Here is a 20,866-nt window from a genome sequence, read left to right on the forward strand (position 1 = left end):
TGTCCCTGACCTTGCGGTCCGGGTCGGTGTCCGTGTCGCTCTGACCTGGAATAAGTTACGCGACGGTTCGCGAGAACACCAAATCGCCAGGTCAACGAGGCATTCCTGCTATCAGGGCACCCAGTATTTCTCCGCGAGGGCCTGTACGACGGCGTCGTCCTCCTCTGCGCCGTCGAGCAACATCAGATCGTGGTTCAGGTCCATGGCCCTGGGGTCGTCTCCTTCGGCGTCCCCGATGGGCCGGCCACCGTCTTCGATGCGCTGCCGGAGGATCTTGTCGCGCACCCGTTCCTTCAACGACTCGCTCATGTATCGAGCATGAGCTGTGCACTGCAGCTTGTCGAGAGACGCCGTGGCTTGCCGTACAGGTGCCGGCGCCTCCGGATGCGGATCCTGCTCAGCGATCGTCGCGGTTGCGGAAGACGCGGATCGCCATCGGAAGCACTACCGCCAGTGCGCCGAGGATCAGGATGAGGGAGAACAGTTCGATCAGCATGGTTCCCATGATCCACGCATATCCGGAGATGTCCCGGGAACGACGAAGGCCCCGTCCCTGGTGGGACGGGGCCTTCGTCACTGAGCTGCCTGAGAGAATCGAACTCTCGACCTTTTCATTACGAGTGAAATGCTCTACCGACTGAGCTAAGGCAGCGCGCCTTGCGGCGTCCGAAGTCTAGCCGAACCCCCCCTGCCCGATGCAAACCGGCAGGGGGATCACCGGAACGCGGCGCTCAGACGGGCGGCCATGGCGGCCAGCGCGAAGCGTGGTTTGACGTTCTGTGTGAGCGCCTCACGGCAGTCGAGGATCGCTTCGATGCAGTCGAGGAGCCCTTCCGGCCTCGTTCGGGATGCGAGGTCGCGGGCACGGTCCGCCATGTCGGGGTGGTTGGGCGTCGCAGCCGCACCCATCGAATGAGCGAGCGCGTCCCGGTACAATCCGGCCAGGTCGATGAGGGCGCGGTCCATGATGTCGCGCTCGGTGCGGGTCTTGCGCGATTTCTGGGTGCGTTCGAGTTCCTTGAGTACTCCCGCCGAACCTCGTAGCGCACCGGCCGCGCCCTTACCGGTTCCGCCGGCACCGAGCGCCGTCCTGAGTTCTTCGGTTTCCCGTTCGTCCCGGTCTGCGCTGATCTCCTTCGCCTCGGTCTCCGCACTCTTACCGAGTTCGTCCGCGGCGGTATAGGTGGTGGCGGGTCGCAGTACAGCGCCGGCAACATCGAGCGCACGTTTGCGGTTGTCGCGAGCAGCCGGATCTGTGGCGAGACGTCGAGCACGACCCACATGGCCACCACTGACCGACGCGGCCCACTGCGCGGCATCTGCAGCGATACCGTCCACGTCGCGAAGGACCTGGGCGATCGAGTCGACGCTCGGGGTGATCAGCCCGACGTGGCGGCACCGCGACCGCAGGGTCACCGAGATGTCCTCAGGATCGACCGACGGCGCGCACAGCAGGAACACCGTGCGCTGCGGCGGCTCCTCGACGACCTTGAGCAGCGCGTTCGCGGCGCCTTCCGTAAGACGGTCGGCGTCTTCGATGACGACGACCTGCCAACGCCCGGTACTCGGCCGCCGCGCCGCGACCTGCACGATCTCGCGCATCGCCTTGACGCTGATCGTCAGGCCTTCGGGAACGACGCGTCGGACATCGCCGTGAGTGCCCGCCATCGTGGTGGTGCACGCGTGGCAGCGACCGCACCCGGGGCTTGCGTCGTCGGTGCACTGCAGTGCCGCTGCGAAGCACAGGGCCGCAATGGAGCGACCTGATCCGGGCGGGCCCGTGAACAGCCAGGAGTGGGTCATCGCAGAACCGGAGGCGCCGGTACGGGCGGCCACGGCCGCACCGACGAGGTCGGTCTCGACATCGTGTTGACCGACGAGACGATCGAAGACTCCGGGCATGGGGCTCAGCGTAGCGATCGGCACCGACGACCTCGGTCCGGGCGGATCAGTCGGTCGTCTCCTCGGTGGCGGTCTTCTTCGCCGCGGTCTTCTTCGCCGCGGTCTTCTTGGCTGCGGTCTTCTTCGCCGCCGTCTTCTTGGCCGGAGCCTTCTTCGCCGCCTTCTTGGTGGTCTTCTTCGCCGGTCCCCGGGCACGGCGATCCGCCAACAGCTCGGATGCGCGTTCGTCGGTGATCGTGCCGACCTCATCACCCTTGCGCAGGCTCGCGTTGGTCTCGCCGTCGGTGACGTACGGCCCGAAACGGCCGTCCTTGATGACCATCGGCTTCTCGCTGACCGGATCGACGCCGAGTTCACGTAGCGGAGGTACAGCAGCCGCCTGACGTCCGCGGCGCTTCGGCTCGGAGTAGATCTTCAGCGCTTCCTCGAGGGTGACGGTGAACATCTGTTCCTCGGTCGCCAGCGAACGCGAATCGGTGCCCTTCTTCAGATACGGACCGTAGCGACCGTTCTGCGCGGTGATTTCGTCGCCGGACTCCGGATCGACACCGACGACACGCGGCAGTGACAGCAACCGCAGGGCGTCGTCGAGCGTGACGGATGACAACTCCATCGTCTTGAGCAGCGACGCCGTGCGCGGCTTCGGGCCGGTGGCCTTCTTCGTCGCTTTCTTCGCCGGCGCCTTCTTGGCCGCCTTCTTCGCGGCCGTCTTGGTCGCGGTCTTCGTTGCGCCGCCACTCGTCAGCTCTTCGACCGGGACGGGGGTGACATCGGGCTCCGGCTCGGGCTCGGGCTTCGGCTCGGGCAGCAACTCGGTGACGTACGGACCGAAGCGACCCTCGCGGGCCACGATCTCGTGTCCGGTCGCCGGATCGACGCCGAGCACCCGGCCCTCCTGCGGGGTCGAGAAGAGCTTCTCTGCGTATTCCAGGGTCAGCTCGTCCGGCGGCAGATCCTCGGGCAGGTTCGCGCGCTGCGAGATGAGGTCGCCATCCGGGTTGTCGGGGTCGACGACCATCCGCTCGAGGTACGGGCCGAACCGGCCCACCCGCACGTGGATCTCGCGACCCTCCGCATCGTCGAACAACCTGATCGAGTTGATCTCGCGGGCATCGATGTCCTCGAGGTTCTGCCCGACCAGCTTCTTCAGGCCCCCCTTGCGTGCGACCGAGTCCTCATCGCCGTGCTCGCCACCGAAGTAGAACCGGGACAGCCACGCGCTGCGCTGCTCCTGACCGGCGGCGATCTCGTCGAGATCGTCCTCCATACCCGCGGTGAAGTCGTAGTCGACCAGCTGAGCGAAATGAGCCTCGAGCAGGCCGATCACCGCGAACGCCACCCACGACGGCACCAGCGCACTGCCACGCTTGTAGACATAGCCGCGGTCGAGAATCGTCTTGATGATCGACGCGTAGGTCGACGGACGCCCGATACCCAACTCTTCGAGGGTCTTGATCAGGCTCGCTTCGGTGAACCGGGCGGGCGGATTGGTCGAGTGCCCATCCGGATCGAGTTTCGTCGCGGTCACCGCCGCACCCTCGCTGAGGTTGGGCAGACGCGACTCTGCGTCGTCCGACTGACCGCCGGCCTCTTCGTCGACGCTTTCGACGTAGGCCTTGAGGAAGCCCGCGAACGTGATCGTGCGACCCGACGACGAGAAGGTGCACACTTCGCCGGTCCCGGCGGTGCCCGCGATGCGGAGCGTGAGAGTGGTACCGCGAGCGTCGGCCATCTGCGACGCGACCGTACGCTGCCAGATCAGCTCGTACAGCTTGAACTCGTCGGTGTCGAGGCGCGCATGCAGTTCGCCCGGAGTCGCGAAGACGTCGCCGGCGGGCCGGATCGCCTCGTGCGCTTCCTGCGCGTTCTTGACCTTGCGGGTGTACTGACGGGGCGTCGCGTGCACGTATTCCGCGCCGTACAGCTGTGTGGCCTGCGAGCGGGCCGCGGCGATCGCCGACTCGGACAGCGTCGTCGAGTCGGTACGCATATAGGTGATGTAGCCGTTCTCGTACAACCGCTGCGCGATGCGCATCGTGCGTTCGGACGAGAACCGGAGCTTGCGGCCGGCCTCCTGCTGGAGCGTGGAGGTCATGAACGGTGCGTAGGGCTTGCGCGTATACGGCTTGCTCTCCGCCGACGACACCGTCAGCGCGACACCGGACAGTGCGTCGGCGAGTCGACGGGCGTATGCCTCGTCGAGCACGACGACACCGTCGGTCTTCAGAGCGCCGTCGGGGCCGAAGTCGCGACCTGCAGCGACGCGGGAACCGTCGACGTTGACGAGGCGCGCGCCGAACGAGCGGGGGCTCGCGTCGGCACCGGCGTCCATGGTCGCGGCGATGTCCCAGTACTCGGCGGACTTGAATGCCATGCGCTCGCGTTCGCGTCGCACGATGACACGGGTCGCGACCGACTGGACTCGGCCCGCCGACAGTCGCGGCATGACTTTCTTCCACAGCACCGGGCTGACCTCGTAGCCGTACAGGCGATCGAGGATGCGTCGGGTTTCCTGCGCGTCGACCAGATCGTTGTCGAGCTCGCGGGTGTTCTCCGCCGCTGCGCGGATCGCGGGTTCGGTGATCTCGTGGAAGACCATCCGGCGGACCGGCACCTTCGGCTTGAGCGTCTCGAGGAGGTGCCACGCGATGGCTTCGCCCTCGCGGTCGGGGTCGGTGGCGAGGTAGAGCTCGTCGGCGTCCTTCAGGAGCGACTTGAGCTCGGTGACCTTCGACTTCTTCTCGGGGCTGACGACGTACAACGGCTCGAAGTCGTGATCGACATCGACGCCGAGCCGCGCCCACGACTCACCCTTGTACTTGGCCGGGACGTCCGCTGCGCCGCGTGGAAGGTCGCGGATGTGGCCGACGGAGGCTTCGACGACATAGTTGCGCCCCAGGTAGGGAGCGATCTTCTTCGCCTTGGTCGGAGATTCTACGATGACGAGTCGGCGCGTACCCGACGCGTTGTCCGACGTGCCTTTGTCCCGTGCTGCCACCGTGACGCCTGAACCTTCCCTTTTGCCGACATGTCCGTCTCTCGAAGACATGTATACCGACCCGTCTCCCCGACTCGGTCACACACAGGGTCGCACATAGTCGGTCGATCGCTCGTCACATGTGGTGCTCTCCGTGCTCGTGACGTGGCCAGATCGCGCGGGCCTCGGAGTGGTCGGGGGGCGCTCCGATACTCTCCTCGAGCCGCGCGATGCGGCGCGGTCCCGACACTCTCAGCCCAGGTGGGGCGCCATACGGACTGATCAAGGTGGGGGCGATTCCGGCCAGCATCAAAGCCTCGGAGAGTGCAACGTAGGTACCGGGCGCATCCGGATCGAGCCCGAGGACATACCTCTCGCCTTCGGCCTCCATCCGGCCCGCTGCCAGGAACCACGTCCTCAGCGCGCCGGCGTTCGGGACCCATCCGGCCGGGACGCTCTTGGTTCCGCCCCGCGACCACGCGGTCGCGAGTGGGACGAGATCCGGAACGTCGGCGGTGTGCACCCGCGGAGACCCGTCCGGTGCCGTACCGATCTCTGCGGTCAGCCCCGTCGCGACCATTCGGTCGGCGATCGCGGACGCGCGCCACGACTCATCGACCGTCACCGAAATCTGCGCCGAGTGGGCGGTATGCAACACGATCTGTCCCTGCGCCGCAAGCAACCCGCTCAGATCGGACAGTGCAGGCGGCGCGGTATCGGCGCCCAAGAAGGACAGTTGACTCACTGCTTCCTCCCTGTCTGTGGCCATTTCCGGTTGTCTTGCCCCGAAAGGCCATCGTCCCCCATCGCCGGTGGCGACAGGGGACGATGGAGTGAGGGCGATCGCCCTCAGAGGTGCTCGGTGGAGCGCGTCGGATCAGACGGCGCGCACACCGGTGGCCTGCGGGCCCTTGGTGCCCTGGCCCACCTCGAACTCGACGCGCTGGTTCTCCTCGAGGGTGCGGAAACCGGCACCCTGGATCTCGGAGTAGTGAACGAACACGTCGGCAGAGCCGTCCTCCGGAGCGATGAAGCCGAAGCCCTTCTCCGCGTTGAACCACTTCACAGTGCCCTGTGCCATGCTTTTCCTTCTCTTTCTAACACCGGATTCGACGAGCCGCTGGGGACAGCGGACGCCAGGTCCCGATTCCGACCGCTGTACCTTTCGAATCCCCCGTTGGAAGAGCTAAAGCACACCGCTCGCAACCACGATCCTGCGAGCGTGCACTTTCTCAAGTCTACGAACACAGAAGCTGCGACCGCGTGCCAGTCAATCATGTTCTGGGCGGTCACAACAGTAGGTATGGCACAATCGCGCCAAAATTCTGATCTTGTAGGCCGCTCGGTAGCATTTACCTGCGGGTAGAGGTCTGCGGTCGATGCTACGCCGCACCCGCCCGCGCCGAATTCGATCCAGCGGAGCCGACGTGTGAACAGTTCATCACCTATCCACCCCGGTGGAACCACTGCCCCGGGCTACGGACAGGCGCTGCTCGACCGACTGCTCGCCGGCACACCATCGAACGAACACCCACTCACCCACATCGCCGAACTACCCACCCGGAAGGCACGACACGCCCGCTGGCCGGACTGGGCCGCCGGATCCGTGGTCGACGCTCTCCGCGGACAAGGCGTGTCGGAGCCCTGGTGTCATCAGATCCACGCCTCGGATCTCGCGGTCGCAGGCAACAACGTCGTGGTGTCCACCGGTACCGCGTCGGGCAAATCCGTCGCCTACCAGCTTCCGGTGCTCACGGCACTCGCGTCCGACCTGCAGGCCACCGCGCTGTATCTATCCCCCACGAAGGCGCTCGGCGCCGACCAATTGCGCGCGGTGACAGAACTGACCGGGGCGACGCCCGACCTGTCGACCGTCCATCCATGTGCGTACGACGGCGACACCTCCACGGAACTGCGCCGATGGGCGCGTAGCCATTCTCGGTGGATCTTCACCAACCCCGACATGCTGCACCTGGCGATCCTGCCCGGCCACGCACGCTGGGCGCGGCTGTTGCGTCGGCTGCGTTACGTCGTGATCGACGAGTGCCATTCGTACCGGGGAGTCTTCGGGTCGCACGTCGCGCTGATCATCAGGCGGTTGCGTCGCCTCGCGCACCATTACGGCGCCGACCCGGTGTTCATCCTGGCCTCCGCCACCACCGCCGATCCGGGAGCCGCCGCCTCGCGGTTGATCGGAGCGCCGTGCGCGGAGGTGACCGAGGACGGCTCGCCCCACGGTCCGCGCACCGTCGCGTTGTGGGAACCACCGCTGCTGCGGGAAGTCACCGGCGAGCACGGTGCGCCCGTGCGCCGGGCTGCCGGTACCGAGGCCGCTCGGCTGCTCGCCGACCTCGTCGTCGAAGGCGCGCGCACGCTGGCATTCGTCCGTTCACGTCACGGCGCGGAACTCACCGCGATGGGCACACGGCGTCTGCTCGCCGAATCGGCGCCCGACCTCGTGGACCGTGTCGCGACCTATCGCGCCGGGTATCTCGCGGAGGACCGTCGCGATCTCGAGGCGGCCCTGTCCGACGGCCGGTTGCTCGGTGTCGCGAGCACGAACGCGCTCGAACTCGGTGTCGACATCGCAGGTCTCGACGCCGTGGTCGTCGCCGGGTTCCCTGGTTCGGTCGCGTCGTTCTGGCAGCAGGGCGGTCGGGCCGGACGGCGTGGTCAGGGTTCGCTCGTCGTTCTCGTCGCGCGCGACGATCCACTCGACACCTATCTCGTGCACCACCCGCAGGCGCTGCTCGACAGGCCGGTCGAGGCGACCGTGACCGACCCGGCGAATCCGTACGTACTCGGACCGCAGCTGTTGTGCGCCGCATCGGAGTTGCCGCTCTCGCACGCGGAGGTCGACGGATTCGACGTGCACGACCTGCTCACCGACCTGGCGAAGCAGGGTCTGATCCGTCGGCGCCCGCACGGTTGGTTCGTCACACCGGACACCCACCCGCACGCCGAAGTCGACATCCGCGGCGGCATCGGCCATCAGGTCGCGATCGTCGAGGCCGACACAGGCCGGATGCTCGGCACCGTCGAAGCCGGGCGTGCACCCGCGACCGTCCACCCCGGTGCAGTGCATCTCCACCAGGGCGAGACCTTCGTCGTCGACGAACTGCACCTCGACGACGGCGTCGCATTCGTGCACGCCGAGAATCCGGAGTGGTCGACGTCGGTGCGGGAGGTCACCGACATCCGAGTCGTCGCTGTGGAGGAGACCCGGACGTACGGGCCTGTCACCGTGCGCATGGCGGCAGTCGAGGTGACCGGGCAGGTGGTCGCCTATCTCCGGCGTCTCCCCTCCGGAGAGGTGCTCGACCAGATCGAGTTGGATATGCCGGCGCAGTCCCTGCCCACTCGCGCCGTGCTGTACACCGTCACACCGGAGCTGCTCGACCGGATCGGGTTGACGCCCGAGCGTGTTCCGGGCGCTCTGCATGCCGCCGAGCACGCCGCCATCGGATTGCTCCCTCTCGTCGCGACGTGCGATCGCGGCGATATCGGTGGCGTGTCGACCGACCTGCACGCCGACACCGGATTGCCCACCGTCTTCGTCTACGACGGGCATCCGGGCGGCGCCGGTTTCGCCGAACGTGGATTCTCACGGATCATCCAGTGGCTCAACGCTACCCGCGATGCAGTGCAGGCATGCGAATGCCTCGACGGCTGCCCGTCGTGCGTGCATTCCCCCAAGTGCGGGAACGGCAATGATCCGCTCGACAAGGCCGGGGCGATCACGCTGCTGTCCGCGATTCTGGACGGGATCGACAGTTCACCGTAACGACCGAACGAGAGCCACTGCTCATTCGTGCGCCCCGTGTCGCCGGACGCGCTCGGCCGTGGAATCGGATTCGGCCGACGGTGCATCGAGCTCGGGTGCCGCAGGACCGGCCCGGGCGATCGCCGACGCTTCCCGGTCGCCGAACACCGGCGACACCGGAGCATGGGTCTCCACAACCGCGTCCCACCCGTCTATCCGGCAACTCCGCACGCCCACATCCATGCGGTCGGCCACGGTCTGCGCCACCACACAGGCCTCGACGGATCCACGGTCGAGTGACGACGCGACGGCCAGCGCCGCCAGGTCAGCCGCGGCCTGCAGGCGGTGACGGACCACCACGACCGCTCCGACGTGCAGAACGGTCGCGGTGATCGTGATGAGCGCGGCCATGATGCAGCACCCGAGGATGCTCGCGCTGCCGCGCTCGTCGCGCAGGTCCAACCGATTGACGTCCTCCCTGCCATGAACAACCGGGATTCCTCCTGCAGCACTACGCGCCACTCCGGTGGGTTCCTGTTTCACAGGGACTTACCTCCCGCTAAACGGCAGGATTTACAGTCCCTCCGCAGGCGTTCAACCACTCGGCCCGCCCGGCCGCGTGGATGTTCTTCGCAGCGTTGAGGTCGCGGTCGTGGACCACCCCACACGCCGCGCACTGCCACTCCCGAATCGAAAGCGGCTTCGGGCCGTCCTTCATCCCGCACACCGAGCACAACTGACTCGACGGGAACCAGCGGTCCACCTTGACGAAGGTCCGCCCGTACCGGGCGGCCTTCTCCTCCACCATGCGGGTGAACATCGCCCACCCGGCATCGTGCACCGACTTCGCCAACCGTGTCCGCGCCAACCCGGTGACACACAAATCCTCGACGAACACCGCTTGATTCTCGCGGATGATCACCGTGGACTGCTTGTGCGCCCAATCCTTGCGGGCATCGGCCACCGTGGCATGGGCCTTCGCGACACGCATACGTGCCTTCGCCCGATTCCTGCTGCCCTTGTCCTTGTGGGACAGGGCTTGCTGCGCCTTCTTCAACCGCCGTTCGGCCTGGCGGAGGAACTTCGGGGACTCGATGACCTCCCCGTCCGAGAGCACCGCGAACGTCGTCAAACCCAGATCGATCCCCACCTCCGCGCCGCACTCCGGCAACGCCACGTCGGTCGTCTCCACCACGAACGACGCGAAATAACGTCCGGCCGCGTCCTTGATGATCGACACACTCGACGGCTCCGACGGCAACTCCCGCGACCACGCCACCGTCACCTCGCCGACCTTCGCGATATACAACTTCCCGTTCGGGCGCAGCGAGAACCCGTTGCGGGTCAGCCGGATCGCCTGCCGGTTGTCCTTGCGGGACCGGAACCGCGGCGCCCCGACCTTGCGGCCCTTCCGCTTCCCCGACATCGAGTCGAACCAGTTGCGGTAGGCCACTGCCGAGTCGCGCACCGACTGCACCAGCGCTACCGACGCTACTTCGGCCAGCCACGCCCGTTGTGGGGTCTTCTTCGCCTCGGTGACCACCTGCTTCTGCACGTCGGTGTCCGAGAGCTTCACCCCGGCCGCGTACGCGTCCTGCCGGGCGCGCAGCGCATCGTTGAACACCACCCGTGCGCATCCGAACGACCGGGCCAGCATGTGCTGCTGCCCGGGCGTCGGGTAGACGCGGTACTGGTATCGGAGCTGCACACCCAGACCCTATTGGAGGCCACCGACACAATTGATGCGCCGACCCGGCCCTGAAGGACCGGGCTTGCGCGCTACGTTCTCCGGTCACGACACCTCCCCCGGTTCGCGGACCGCAACGGCGTCGGCCGTCAGGGTGATCATCGGGAACAGCCGCGCGTCGACGCTCACGGTCGCGACGACGAGATCGTCTTCCGCACCCACCTCGATGTGCGCACCGGAAGGTGCCACCCGGGCGGCCACCTCGACCGCCCGGGCCTCGTCGCCACGCGCCGCGAGCCGCGCCGCCTCACGCGCCGCGTCCTGACACTGCACCTGCTGCGAAATACACAGCACGGCACCGAGACACAATGTCAGAACTGTGATGAGCGAGGCGATCGCAAGCGCCGCTTCGACTGTCACGCCGCCCTCGTCCCGCGCAGCGACACGACGAGCACGAGCCCACACCGTCACACCGAGGTGTTGAGGGCTCGTTCGACGATGCCGGTCAGCGCCGACACGATTCCGTCTCCGGTCACGACCGTGTACAACACGGCCCCGAAGGCCGCCGCGGCAATGGTGCCGATGGCATACTCCGCCGTCGACATGCCGTCGTCGCCACCCGCCACCTTCACGACACGGCGGACGAACGACCCATCTTCTTCTGTGGATTCGGTGAACACGAGTTTCCCCTCTCTGCCGATGCGGACGGTCCGCGTCGACGTCACAACAGCCCTGACCCCAGGACACCCCGGGCCAGGCCGATCACCACCGGCACAATGCCCAAGCACACGAACGCCGGCAGGAAGCACAGGCCGAGCGGGCCGCTCACGAGCACACCTGCGCGTTCGATGTCGCCGGCGGCTTTGTCTTCGGCCTCGGTACGATGCCGCACGGCGAGTTCGGCCACGATGTCGGACAGTGGCGCACCGGATTTCGCCGATCTCCGGGCGGCGCGAGCGAAGTCTTCGAGCAGTGCGTCGCCGTCCGCAGACCACGCGGCGGCCGGATCGGCACCGAGCTTCAAGCGGTCGGCTCCTCGCCGAAGTGCCGCAGCGAGCGCGGCCGGCGCGGACTCCGCGACCACACCCGCCGCGGATGCTGCCGGCATCCCGGCCCGCAGGCACGCCGCGAAGAGATCGAACGCGGCGGCGATCGCATATGGATCCTGCGCGTCACCGGTCGCGATACTCGTCGTGGGGACGGATGATCCGTGCAAGGACTGCAACCTCCGTGTTCCCGGGTCCGGCACCGCAACCAGTGCGGCAGCAAGGCACAACGACGGCAGCAACATCGACCCGGTCACCGGCCGACTCTGTCGGCGATGCGGTCGGTCCACAGCAATCCGGCGCACACGAGCACCGTGCCGAGCACCAGCAGCACGGCACCGAGTCCGCCGCCGAGGAGCGTCGTCAGCGGCGCCGCTCCCATGAGCTGTCCCAGTGCCACTCCGAGCAATGGAAGCGCGGCGAGAACCGTCGCAGTGGCGCGGGCGCCGGCGAGACCGGCGTCGGTGCGCGTCCGGATACGCATACGGGCCGCGAGATCGGACCGGGCCGCCGACAACAGTTCCGCGAGCGCCAGTCCGTGGCGGTCGGAGACCGACCAGGCGTCGGCAACCCGGACGAGACTCTCGCCGATCCCCTCTTCCTCGAATTCGCTTGCTGCACCGCGTAACCCGTCAGACGCGGACCCGCCCAGCCGCGCCCGCGCCGCCGCGACCCGCAGCGAGTCCGAGGTCGGCCCGGTGGTTTCGCACGCGGCCGTGTCGCATGCGTCGGCGGGATGCGCGCCGACGTGCAGTTCCGCGATCACCATATCGAGGCCGGAGAGCAGGGTCCGACGGTCGGTGTCGAGACGCGCCGCCCGTTGGCGGCGACGCAGGCGGTACACGATCGTGGCCGCTGCGACCGCCACGGCGACGGCTGCGCCCACTCCGATGAGGATCGACCCGGCCGAGGCGGCGACCACCGCGCAGAGCACTCGGTTCGGTCGGCGCAACGTCGCCGGTGATGCGACTTCACGTCGTTCGAGTCTCCGGCGCGCGTCGGCACCAGGGGCAGCGAGGACGGCAGCCGCCAGGCACAGGGCTGATACGGTCACGACTCCTCCCTCGACCGCAGGATCCGTTCGAGCCTTTCCGAACGAGGCGCGGCACCGCCGGCATATGTCCACGCGGGCACCACCAGAACCCCGGCGATCTGGTCGCGTTCGACCACTCCGATCTCGACGAGCCTCCTGGATCCGTCGGGAGCCCGGTGGACGTGCAGGATCACCTGGACGGCGGCGGCGAGCTGACTGTGCAGTGCGGCGCGATCGAGTCCGCCGAGGGCTGCGAGCGCTTCGAGTCGGGCGGGCACTTCGTCGGGTGAGTTCGCGTGCACGGTGCCCGCGCCGCCGTCATGGCCTGTGTTCAACGCTGTCAGGAGATCGACCACCTCGGCGCCCCGCACCTCACCGACGACGATCCGGTCCGGCCGCATCCGCAATGCCTGACGCACGAGATCGCGCACGGTGACCTCCCCGACACCTTCGACGTTCGGTGCTCGGGCGACGAGACGCACCACATGTGGGTGATCGGGCACGAGTTCTGCGGCGTCCTCGACGCACACGATTCGTTCCGCGGGGTCGACCGCGCCGAGGAGCGCCGCCAAGAGCGTCGTCTTGCCCGCGCCGGTTCCGCCGACGACGAGGAAGGCCAGGCGCGCCGATACGATCCTGCGGAGCAACCGGTGGGCATCGGGATGCACCGCTCCGCGCTCGACCAACGCGTCGAGTCCCTGCGTCGCCGGCCTCAGCACGCGCAGTGACAGGCACGTTCCACCCTGGGCGACGGGGGCGAGTACTGCGTGCAGGCGGACACCGAACTCGCCGTGCCCAGGGAGGCGACCGTCGACCCACATCTGCGCATCGTCGAGTCGGCGCCCGGCGAACAATGCGAGACGCTGCGCGAGCCGCCGGACGGCGGCCTCGTCCGGAAAGGTCACCGGCGTGAGCGTCAGACCGCCACCACAGTCGACCCACACCCGGTCGGGGGCGGTGACCAGCACATCCGTCACTGTGGGGTCGGAGAGTAACGCTTCGAGTGGGCCGGCTCCCGTGAGCTCGGTCTGGAGATGGCGCAGAGCGACGAGAAGATCGGTGTCGCCGAGCACACCGCCGGCTTCGGCGCGCAGCGCGGTCGCGACCCGTGCGGGTGACAGATCACCAGGTTCGGCCGCGAGCCGATCGCGTACCCGGTCGAGCAGTTCGGCGTCGAGGACATCGTTCATGCGGCACCCCTCGGCCCGGCGTGAGCGGAGGAGTCGAAGACCTCGAAGGCAGCAACGACGAGCGGCGACCGCTGCCGAAGTCGCAGGCCGCCACGTTCGAGGGCCTCTGCGAGCCCGGGCTGAGGACGCATCGCGGCCAGCAGCGGCAGTCCCACCACTGCGGCGACGTCGGCTGCGCGCAAACCGCCGGGTGCGGGCCCCCGCACCACGACTCCCGCTGTGGCGGCGCGACCCGTGAGCCAGTCCGCCGTCCGGGCGGCAGCCAACGCGCCGCTCACCCGTGCCTGGGTGACGAGCACGGTGGTGTCGGCAGCAGCGATCGCGGCCTCGGCGACCTCGTCGAATGTACGGGCCACGTCGCAGACCACGGCCACGCCCGCACGGCGCGCTGCTTCGAGGACCGCGGTGAGCGGGGCCGCGCCGATACGCTCGGCACCCCGGTCGCCGGCGAGCACCCCCACTCCGGACAGCCATTCGGGTACGGCATCGCGCAAGGCCCGGGCAGAGACACTGCCCGAGTCGACCGTCAGGCCCGACCATCGGATACCTGCGCGTTCCTCGAGCCCAGTGAGGGTGTCCAGTCCCGCGCCGAAAGGGTCGGCGTCGACGAGAAGGACACCGGGTGCACCCCGGGCGGCAGCCGCCCACGCGAGTGCGGCAGCGAAGGTCGAGGCGCCTGCACCGCCACAGCCACCGACCACCGCGAACACCGTGCCTCCACCCGCTTCGGGTTCGGCCGCCGCACCGAGGACGGCGAGCAGTTCCACTTCGTCATCGGGAAGACCCAGCACGTGTTCGGCGCCCACCGTGGCCGCGGCCTGCCACTCGTCCAGGCCGGGTGCACCCGGGCAGACCAACACGATCCCTGATCTGCGGGGCAGCGCAGCAGCGCAGGAGAGCGCTTCGTCGCGGTCGACCACCACCAGGCCCGCATCCAGCCATGCGCGGCGCCGCGGTAGGACGGTCGGTTCGGCCAGTTGCCGGTCTGCTGCCGCTGCCACACGGCGCAGGCTTGCCAGGAGGGTCGCGTCGCCGATCAGTGCAAGGACGTCGTTCATGCCGCACAGCGTGCGGGCTCCGCGGCTGCCGCGGAAGGCCGATTCGCCGGTATCGCCGAATCTGTGGATGGATCAGGCGCCTGTGGACAACTCGTTGCTGCAGGAAGTCCGTGCGACTCGGCGCGGCACGCCGAGACGTCATCGGCGCAGGTAGGACAACCGCCCCGAACAAAAGGGACGACCCTCGCCAGGGGGGGAGGAGGCGAGGGCCGTCGGAGTTCAGCCCCGGGGGGTCGGGCTGAACACTGCCTGGATATCCAGACTGTCGCGATACTACACCTTCCATACTCGGTGTTTGCAAGTTCAAACATCCGCGTGGCGTGGCGCTCATCCGAGCCGCGGAAGTGGCACCGCGGGCCCTATGGTGGAGCACGTGACAGATGCGACCGCGGATCCCGCCGAGTCCGGTCGGATCGCCGCCTTCTTCGACCTCGACAAGACCGTGATCGCCAAATCGAGCGTCCTCGCATTCACCCGCCCGTTCTTCGAGCACGGCCTGCTCAGCCACCGCGCGGTGCTGGCGAGCACTTACGCGCAGCTGCTCTTCGTGCTGTCCACCGTCGACCAGGAGCGCGTCGACCGGATGCGCGAGCACATAGCGCAGATGTGCAAGGGCTGGGACGTGGAACAGATCCGCTCGATCGTGGACGAGACCCTCGACGAGATAGTCACGCCGTTGGTGTACGCGGAAGCCAAGGACCTGATCGCAGACCACCATGCCCGCGGCCACGACGTGGTGATCGTGTCGGCGTCGGGCGAAGAGGTCGTCACGCCGATCGCCCAGGCACTCGGTGCCTCGTACAGCGCTGCAAGTCGGATGAGGATCGTCCACGGGCGGTACGCCGGGGAACTCGAGTTCTACTGCTTCGGTGAGGCGAAGAGCACCGCGATCCGCGAGCTCGCAGTCAGCCACGGCTACGACCTGGCGCGTTGTTATGCGTACTCGGATTCTGCGACGGACGTGCCGATGCTGCAGGTGGTCGGCAAGCCGCGTGCGGTCAATCCCGACCGGGTGTTACGCCGTGTCGCGAATGAAAATGACTGGCCCATATTGACTTTCACCCGACCGGTACCGTTGTCGCGACGCGTCCGGCCGTCGGCGAAAGGGCTCCTCGGACTGGCCGTCGCAGGAGCCGCGGCGGCGTTGATCACCGGTGCCGCAGTCTACCTCGCCGGGCGCCGGCACGGCCCTGCGCAACACCTTCGCCTCACCCCACTCCCCGGCTGAATCTTTCCGAGCCAGGGGCTTGCCGACGCCGAAAGTACGGGGTACAAATGAGTTACGGAAGCACGGGAGGCCAAGAGCGAATCGGAAGAGAAGATTCGATCTCCCGCCCGCGTTTCCCAGCACGGACACCGAGTACCCACGCGGAGCCGATGCCACTATAAGGGCAGAAGCGTTGTGGGCCTGCGAGTTCCGAGTTCTCGAAGGCAAGACCCCCGCACCCGTTGCGGGGAGCGAACCGCCGACACCCGGATCATCGCCGAGGCCGTTGACACACAACCCACACCAGCACGCTTGGTAACCCGGAAGTTCCGTGCTAGCGGGTGGCGCACCGATCACGATCGGCGTGCCACCCGCTTTTGACTGTGCAGCCGAAAGGCAATGTACTGCAATTCATTCCAAGTTCGCGCGGTGGATCTCAGTTGCCGCCGAACGCCTCTGCGATCGACGTCGCCTCGCGAGCACCGGCCTCGAGCGCACCGCAGCAGAAGATCACCCAGCCACCGACGCCCACGTCGGTGCCCTGACCGAAGCCTGCGATTCCATCGCGGTATGCCTGGGCTCGCCGCATCCACGTCACTTCGGGTACTCCGAGGTTGTGGGTGTCGAGCCCGGAAGCCACACACACCAGCCGCGACGCTGCACGCGCCACGACGCCGTCGGCAACACCGAAGGGACTCAGTGAACAGAGCTCGCCGTGCACCACGGCCGCAAGCACCGGAGCAGGCACGGAACTTCCTCCCGTGACCAGTTGAGCGAGACCGTCGAGACGTTCCGCCACTCCCGGCTCCGACCGGGGCCGACCCAGCTGCTCCGGATCGTCCACCACATCGGCCGCGGCGAGCAGGTGGAGGCGGGCCAGCGCCTGCAGGGGCGCACGGCGCCACGTGGACACCTGATTTGCGAGCGCATCACCGTCGAGGGACTGCGCGACCCGCAACGCACCCGACAGCACCGGATCGCCTGTCTCTCCCGGGGGCGGAAGCTCCGTGGATCCACCGCCGATCGCTGCCGATGCTCGCGCGGCCCGCACCGAGGCCTCCGCCGCAGTGTTCGGCCAGCCGCGACGGTTCGTGCGATGACGGTGGACCTCGGCGAGGGCATCACGCGCGCGGTCTGCCGCGTCGCGCACGCCGGGGAGATCGAGAATGGGCTGAAGCGGATCGGTCACGGCCCGAACGGTACCGGCGTGAGCTGCGAACATCACCTACGGCCCGTCAATGGGCTCATCGAGGGGCCACTCGTCGCCGTTGCCGACCGCCCGTCGCGCGACAACGACCGATCAGCGCATGTGAGCAGGTTGCAGCGTCGTGCAACGGTGCGATCCGCGTCACAGGTGACTACGCTCACTGGGGTCCGAACTGTTTTGCCACGACCCGGAAAGAGGCCACCGCACCATGACGAGCGCAGCCCAGGACCACGACCAGCAGGCGTTCCCGCCGAGCGCCGAGTTCGCCGCCACCGCCAACGCAGGTCCCGAGTTGCAGGCCGCCGCCGACGCCGACCGGCTCGCGTTCTGGGATACCCAGGCCCAGCGTCTCGACTGGGCCACACCCTGGACACAGGTGCTCGACTGGTCCGATGCTCCCGTCGCGAAATGGTTCGTCGGAGGCTCCCTCAACGTCGCCTACAACTGCGTCGACCGTCACGTCGAAGCCGGCAACGGCGACCGCGTCGCGATCCACTTCGAAGGTGAACCCGGCGACTCCCGCTCTCTGACCTACAGCGATCTGCTCGCCGAGGTGTCGAAGGCCGCGAACACCTTCACCGACCTCGGTCTCGTCACCGGCGACCGCGTCGCGATCTACATGCCGATGATCCCCGAGGCGATCGTCACGATGCTCGCGTGCGCCCGACTGGGCCTCACGCACTCCGTCGTCTTCGCCGGCTTCTCCGCCACCGCTCTGCGCTCCCGCATCGACGACGCCGAAGCCAAGCTTCTCGTCACGGTCGACGGGCAGTGGCGCCGCGGGCAGGCAGCTCCGCTCAAGACCGCCGCCGACGAAGCGGTCGACGGCGCAGCGTCGATCCAGAACGTGCTCGTGGTCGAGCGCACCGGCATCGACGTCGGGTGGACTTCAGGGCGCGACCTCTGGTGGCACGAGACCGTCGAGAAGGCCTCCCCCGAACACACGCCCGAGGCGTTCGACGCCGAGCACCCCCTGTTCATCCTGTACACCTCCGGCACCACGGGGAAGCCCAAAGGCATCGTCCACACCTCCGGCGGCTACCTCACCCAGGCCTCCTACACGCACCATTACGTGTTCGACCACAAGCCGGGCAAGGACGTCTACTGGTGCACCGCCGACATCGGCTGGGTCACCGGACACTCCTACATCGTGTACGGGCCGCTCTCGAACGGCGCCACCCAGATCGTCTACGAAGGCACCCCCAACTCCCCCAACGAGCACCGCCACTTCGAGATCATCGAGAAGTACGGCGTCTCGATCTACTACACCGCTCCCACCCTGATCCGCACGTTCATGAAGTGGGGCCGTGAGATCCCCGACGCCCACGACCTGTCGTCGATCCGGCTGCTCGGCTCCGTCGGCGAGCCGATCAACCCCGAGGCGTGGCGCTGGTACCGCGAGGTCATCGGCGCAGGCAAGACTCCGATCGTCGATACCTGGTGGCAGACCGAGACCGGTGCGATCATGATTTCCCCACTGCCCGGCATCACCGCCACCAAACCCGGTTCCGCGATGGCACCACTGCCCGGGATCTCCGCGAAGATCGTCGACGACGCGGCCAACCCGCTCGGCGCCGGCGGCAACGGTTATCTGGTGCTCGACCAGCCGTGGCCGGCGATGCTCCGCGGGATCTGGGGCGATCCTCTGCGCTACCGCGAAACCTACTGGTCCCGTTACGAGGAGCAGGGCTGGTACTTCGCAGGCGACGGCGCCAAGTACGACGAGGACGGCGACCTGTGGGTCCTCGGACGTGTCGACGACGTCATGAACGTCTCCGGGCACCGCATCTCCACCTCCGAAGTCGAATCCGCTCTGGTCAGCCATCCCGCTGTCGCGGAATCCGCAGTGGTCGGCGCGGCCGACGACACAACCGGTCAGGGCATCGTCGCGTACGTGATCCTGCTCGAGCACGTCGAGAACACCGGCGACCAGCTCATCAAGGAACTGCGCGATCACGTCGCAGTCGAGATCTCCCCGATCGCGAAGCCGCGGCAGATCACGATCGTGCCCGAGCTGCCCAAGACCCGTTCCGGCAAGATCATGCGACGCTTGCTCCGCGACGTCGCCGAGGGTCGCGAACTCGGCGACACCTCGACACTGGTGGACCCCGCGGTGTTCGACGCGATCCGCAAGAAGTAAACCCGCTCGACGCGGCGCCCTCCCGGAATTCGTTCCCGGGAGGGCGCCGTGGCGTCATCAGGTTGAAGTACCGGAAGATTTCACAAAAGCCGCCGCCTTGCTATGTCACTCGTCGCCCCCACATCGGGATCGGCGCTACTGTTACGGCGTGGGCGAGCCCACCGCAAGCACGAACGAACCAACCTGAAGGGGTCGACTAGTGAGCGTCACGAACGGGAACCGGCCGGGAGACGGGGCGCCGAGCAGCATCTCGGGCATTCCGCTGACGGAGGTACACACCCCGACCTCGCGGGACGCGAGTATCGGCGAACTCGTCCGTGACGCGACCGCGCAGGTGTCCACGCTGTTCCGTGCCGAGGTCGAACTCGCGAAGGCCGAGGTCACCGGCGAGGTCAAGAAGGGCCTGCAGGGCAGTCTGTTCTTCATCCTCGCCCTCGCTGTACTCATCTTCAGCTCGTTCTTCTTCTTCTTCTTCCTCGCCGAACTGCTCGACGTGTGGGTTGCCCGCTGGCTGGCGTTCCTGATCGTCTTCCTGCTGATGGTGGTCGTGACCGCGATATTCGCGCTCATCGGTTACCTGCGGGTTCGCAAGCTACGGGCACCGAACAAGACCATCGACTCGCTCAAGCAGGCGAAGACGGTTCTGCCGCACTCCGGCGACGATGCCGATGCACATCGCCCGCAACACGCGGCTCGCTGACGCAATCACCACATTGACGCCACCGGATCCGTCCACGGTCCGTTACGACGGACCGTGGACCCATCGCGATATCCACGCCAACGGCATCCGACTGCACGCGGTCGAAGCCCACGGCACTGCGCCCGGCGCGCCGTTGGTGGTATTCGTTCATGGTTTCGGCGACCTGTGGTGGTCGTGGCGCCATCAGCTCACCGCTGTCGCCGACGCCGGATATCGTGCGGTCGCGATCGATCTACGTGGCTACGGCGACACCGACAAGCCACCCCGCGGTTACGACGGCTGGACCCTCGCGGCCGACGTCGCCGGACTCATCCGAGCGCTGGGACACACCGAGGCGATTCTCGTCGGCCACGCCGACGGGGGTCTCGTGTGCTGGGCCACCGCAGTTCTGCACCCTCAGCTCGTCCGCGCGATCACGGTCGTGGACTCCCCGCACCCGATTTCGCTCCGCGATGCTGCCATTCGCGATCGCGCTCAGCGCAAGGCACTGCTGCCCACCTTCCTCGCCTATCAGCTGCCGTGGCGACCCGAACAGCTCCTCGTGCGCGACGACGGCGCCGAGATCGAACGCCTCGTGCGGATCCGTTCGGGGAGCGACTGGCAGCACAGTGCGGAGTTCCCCGACGTCATCGACCGCTTGCGCTCAGCGGTCCGGATCCCGGGAGTAGCGCACTGCAGCCTCGAATACCAGCGGTGGGCCTTCCGCAGTCAGTGGCGACCCGACGGCCGCCGGTTCATGAAGGCCATGGATGTCACTCTGGCCGTTCCTGTCCTGCAGATGCACGGTGCGCTCGATCCGTACGTGATGGCAGCGACCCTGCGTCGCTGCGTGCGGCACGCACCCGGCCGGGTCATCAAGTTCATCGACGGAGCAGGTCACTACGCACACCAGGAGAAGCCCGACGACGTGACGGCAGCATTTCTGGACTTCGCTCGCACGCTCTAGATGTACCGGG

General features: G+C 67.5%; 19 protein-coding genes and 1 tRNA gene. 5 read left to right on the top strand and 15 right to left on the bottom strand.

The genetic code is table 11. From position 1 onward, the window contains the following. Positions 1-111 precede the first annotated feature (111 nt). The 6 genes from EV641_RS22930 to EV641_RS22955 form a co-directional block, all read right to left on the bottom strand. Positions 112-309: a hypothetical protein gene (locus tag EV641_RS22930; RefSeq protein WP_054719110.1), complete on the bottom strand. Its 198-nt coding sequence runs from the start codon at positions 307-309 to the stop codon at positions 112-114. Positions 310-579: 270 nt separating this feature from the next. Then, positions 580-652: transfer RNA gene (locus EV641_RS22935), tRNA-Thr, on the bottom strand. 62 nt (positions 653-714) lie between these two features. Continuing rightward, on the bottom strand, positions 715-1,902 hold the full coding sequence (locus tag EV641_RS22940) for a DNA polymerase III subunit delta' (RefSeq protein ID WP_132474844.1): 1,188 nt from the start codon (positions 1,900-1,902) through the stop codon (positions 715-717). 46 nt (positions 1,903-1,948) lie between these two features. Then, positions 1,949-4,900, bottom strand: coding sequence for a type I DNA topoisomerase (topA, locus tag EV641_RS22945; protein ID WP_132474846.1), 2,952 nt, complete (start codon positions 4,898-4,900; stop codon positions 1,949-1,951). A 115-nt stretch (positions 4,901-5,015) separates the two neighbouring features. Then, complete coding sequence (locus tag EV641_RS22950) at positions 5,016-5,624, bottom strand: hypothetical protein (protein ID WP_132474848.1); 609 nt, start codon at positions 5,622-5,624, stop codon at positions 5,016-5,018. 132 nt (positions 5,625-5,756) lie between these two features. After that, a complete protein-coding gene (locus EV641_RS22955; protein WP_054720028.1) occupies positions 5,757-5,960 on the bottom strand; it encodes a cold-shock protein in 204 nt (67 codons plus the stop codon). A gap of 348 nt (positions 5,961-6,308) precedes the next feature. Between EV641_RS22955 and EV641_RS22960 the strand changes: the two genes are divergently transcribed. Then, complete coding sequence (locus EV641_RS22960) at positions 6,309-8,663, top strand: DEAD/DEAH box helicase (RefSeq protein WP_132474850.1); 2,355 nt, start codon at positions 6,309-6,311, stop codon at positions 8,661-8,663. A 21-nt stretch (positions 8,664-8,684) separates the two neighbouring features. Here the strand turns inward: EV641_RS22960 and EV641_RS22965 are convergent, their stop codons facing one another. The 8 genes from EV641_RS22965 to ssd form a co-directional block, all read right to left on the bottom strand. Continuing rightward, positions 8,685-9,185, bottom strand: coding sequence for an Rv3654c family TadE-like protein (locus EV641_RS22965; protein WP_347238247.1), 501 nt, complete (start codon positions 9,183-9,185; stop codon positions 8,685-8,687). A gap of 16 nt (positions 9,186-9,201) precedes the next feature. Then, a complete protein-coding gene (locus tag EV641_RS22970; RefSeq protein WP_132474852.1) occupies positions 9,202-10,350 on the bottom strand; it encodes an RNA-guided endonuclease TnpB family protein in 1,149 nt (382 codons plus the stop codon). An 84-nt stretch (positions 10,351-10,434) separates the two neighbouring features. Continuing rightward, positions 10,435-10,749, bottom strand: coding sequence for a TadE family type IV pilus minor pilin (locus EV641_RS22975; RefSeq protein ID WP_132474854.1), 315 nt, complete (start codon positions 10,747-10,749; stop codon positions 10,435-10,437). 47 nt (positions 10,750-10,796) lie between these two features. Next, positions 10,797-10,961, bottom strand: a complete 165-nt coding sequence (locus EV641_RS22980) for a DUF4244 domain-containing protein (RefSeq protein ID WP_132475036.1) — start codon at positions 10,959-10,961, stop codon at positions 10,797-10,799. 89 nt (positions 10,962-11,050) lie between these two features. Beyond that, positions 11,051-11,620 carry a type II secretion system F family protein gene (locus EV641_RS22985; RefSeq protein ID WP_132475038.1) on the bottom strand — a complete coding sequence of 190 codons (570 nt, stop codon included), beginning with the start codon at positions 11,618-11,620 and terminating at the stop codon, positions 11,051-11,053. Between the two features lie 8 nt (positions 11,621-11,628). After that, positions 11,629-12,429, bottom strand: a complete 801-nt coding sequence (locus EV641_RS22990) for a type II secretion system F family protein (protein ID WP_132474856.1) — start codon at positions 12,427-12,429, stop codon at positions 11,629-11,631. Then, complete coding sequence (locus EV641_RS22995; protein WP_132474858.1) at positions 12,426-13,598, bottom strand: TadA family conjugal transfer-associated ATPase; 1,173 nt, start codon at positions 13,596-13,598, stop codon at positions 12,426-12,428. The genes EV641_RS22990 and EV641_RS22995 overlap by 4 nt, the downstream gene beginning before the upstream one ends. Then, complete coding sequence (gene ssd / locus EV641_RS23000) at positions 13,595-14,656, bottom strand: septum site-determining protein Ssd (protein ID WP_132474860.1); 1,062 nt, start codon at positions 14,654-14,656, stop codon at positions 13,595-13,597. The genes EV641_RS22995 and ssd overlap by 4 nt, the downstream gene beginning before the upstream one ends. Before the next feature lie 373 nt (positions 14,657-15,029). Between ssd and EV641_RS23005 the strand changes: the two genes are divergently transcribed. After that, on the top strand, positions 15,030-15,884 hold the full coding sequence (locus EV641_RS23005; protein ID WP_132474862.1) for an HAD-IB family hydrolase: 855 nt from the start codon (positions 15,030-15,032) through the stop codon (positions 15,882-15,884). A gap of 415 nt (positions 15,885-16,299) precedes the next feature. Here the strand turns inward: EV641_RS23005 and EV641_RS23010 are convergent, their stop codons facing one another. Further along, complete coding sequence (locus tag EV641_RS23010) at positions 16,300-17,052, bottom strand: oxidoreductase (RefSeq protein WP_132474864.1); 753 nt, start codon at positions 17,050-17,052, stop codon at positions 16,300-16,302. A gap of 226 nt (positions 17,053-17,278) precedes the next feature. On the opposite strand from EV641_RS23010, the gene acs reads away from it, so the two are divergent. From acs to EV641_RS23025, 3 genes are all read left to right on the top strand, one after another. Next, positions 17,279-19,210: an acetate--CoA ligase gene (gene acs / locus EV641_RS23015; protein ID WP_132474866.1), complete on the top strand. Its 1,932-nt coding sequence runs from the start codon at positions 17,279-17,281 to the stop codon at positions 19,208-19,210. Between the two features lie 199 nt (positions 19,211-19,409). Next, the gene (locus EV641_RS23020; RefSeq protein ID WP_054718906.1) at positions 19,410-19,910 is read left to right on the top strand and encodes a phage holin family protein; all 501 of its coding nucleotides are present in this window, start codon (positions 19,410-19,412) and stop codon (positions 19,908-19,910) included. 13 nt (positions 19,911-19,923) lie between these two features. Beyond that, positions 19,924-20,856: an alpha/beta hydrolase gene (locus tag EV641_RS23025; protein WP_199233367.1), complete on the top strand. Its 933-nt coding sequence runs from the start codon at positions 19,924-19,926 to the stop codon at positions 20,854-20,856. The last annotated feature ends 10 nt before the right edge of the window (positions 20,857-20,866 follow it).

Origin of the sequence: Rhodococcus sp. SMB37 (assembly GCF_004345605.1) — a bacterium.
GTDB lineage: Bacteria > Actinomycetota > Actinomycetes > Mycobacteriales > Mycobacteriaceae > Rhodococcus.

Coding starts and splice junctions, on each gene's coding strand:
- EV641_RS22930 (WP_054719110.1), bottom strand. CDS start 309: ATGAGCGAGTCGTTGAAGGAACGGGTGCGCGACAAGATCCTCCGGCAG.
- EV641_RS22940 (WP_132474844.1), bottom strand. CDS start 1,902: ATGCCCGGAGTCTTCGATCGTCTCGTCGGTCAACACGATGTCGAGACC.
- EV641_RS22955 (WP_054720028.1), bottom strand. CDS start 5,960: ATGGCACAGGGCACTGTGAAGTGGTTCAACGCGGAGAAGGGCTTCGGC.
- EV641_RS22985 (WP_132475038.1), bottom strand. CDS start 11,620: ATGTTGCTGCCGTCGTTGTGCCTTGCTGCCGCACTGGTTGCGGTGCCG.
- EV641_RS22995 (WP_132474858.1), bottom strand. CDS start 13,598: ATGAACGATGTCCTCGACGCCGAACTGCTCGACCGGGTACGCGATCGG.
- ssd (WP_132474860.1), bottom strand. CDS start 14,656: ATGAACGACGTCCTTGCACTGATCGGCGACGCGACCCTCCTGGCAAGC.
- acs (WP_132474866.1), top strand. CDS start 17,279: ATGACGAGCGCAGCCCAGGACCACGACCAGCAGGCGTTCCCGCCGAGC.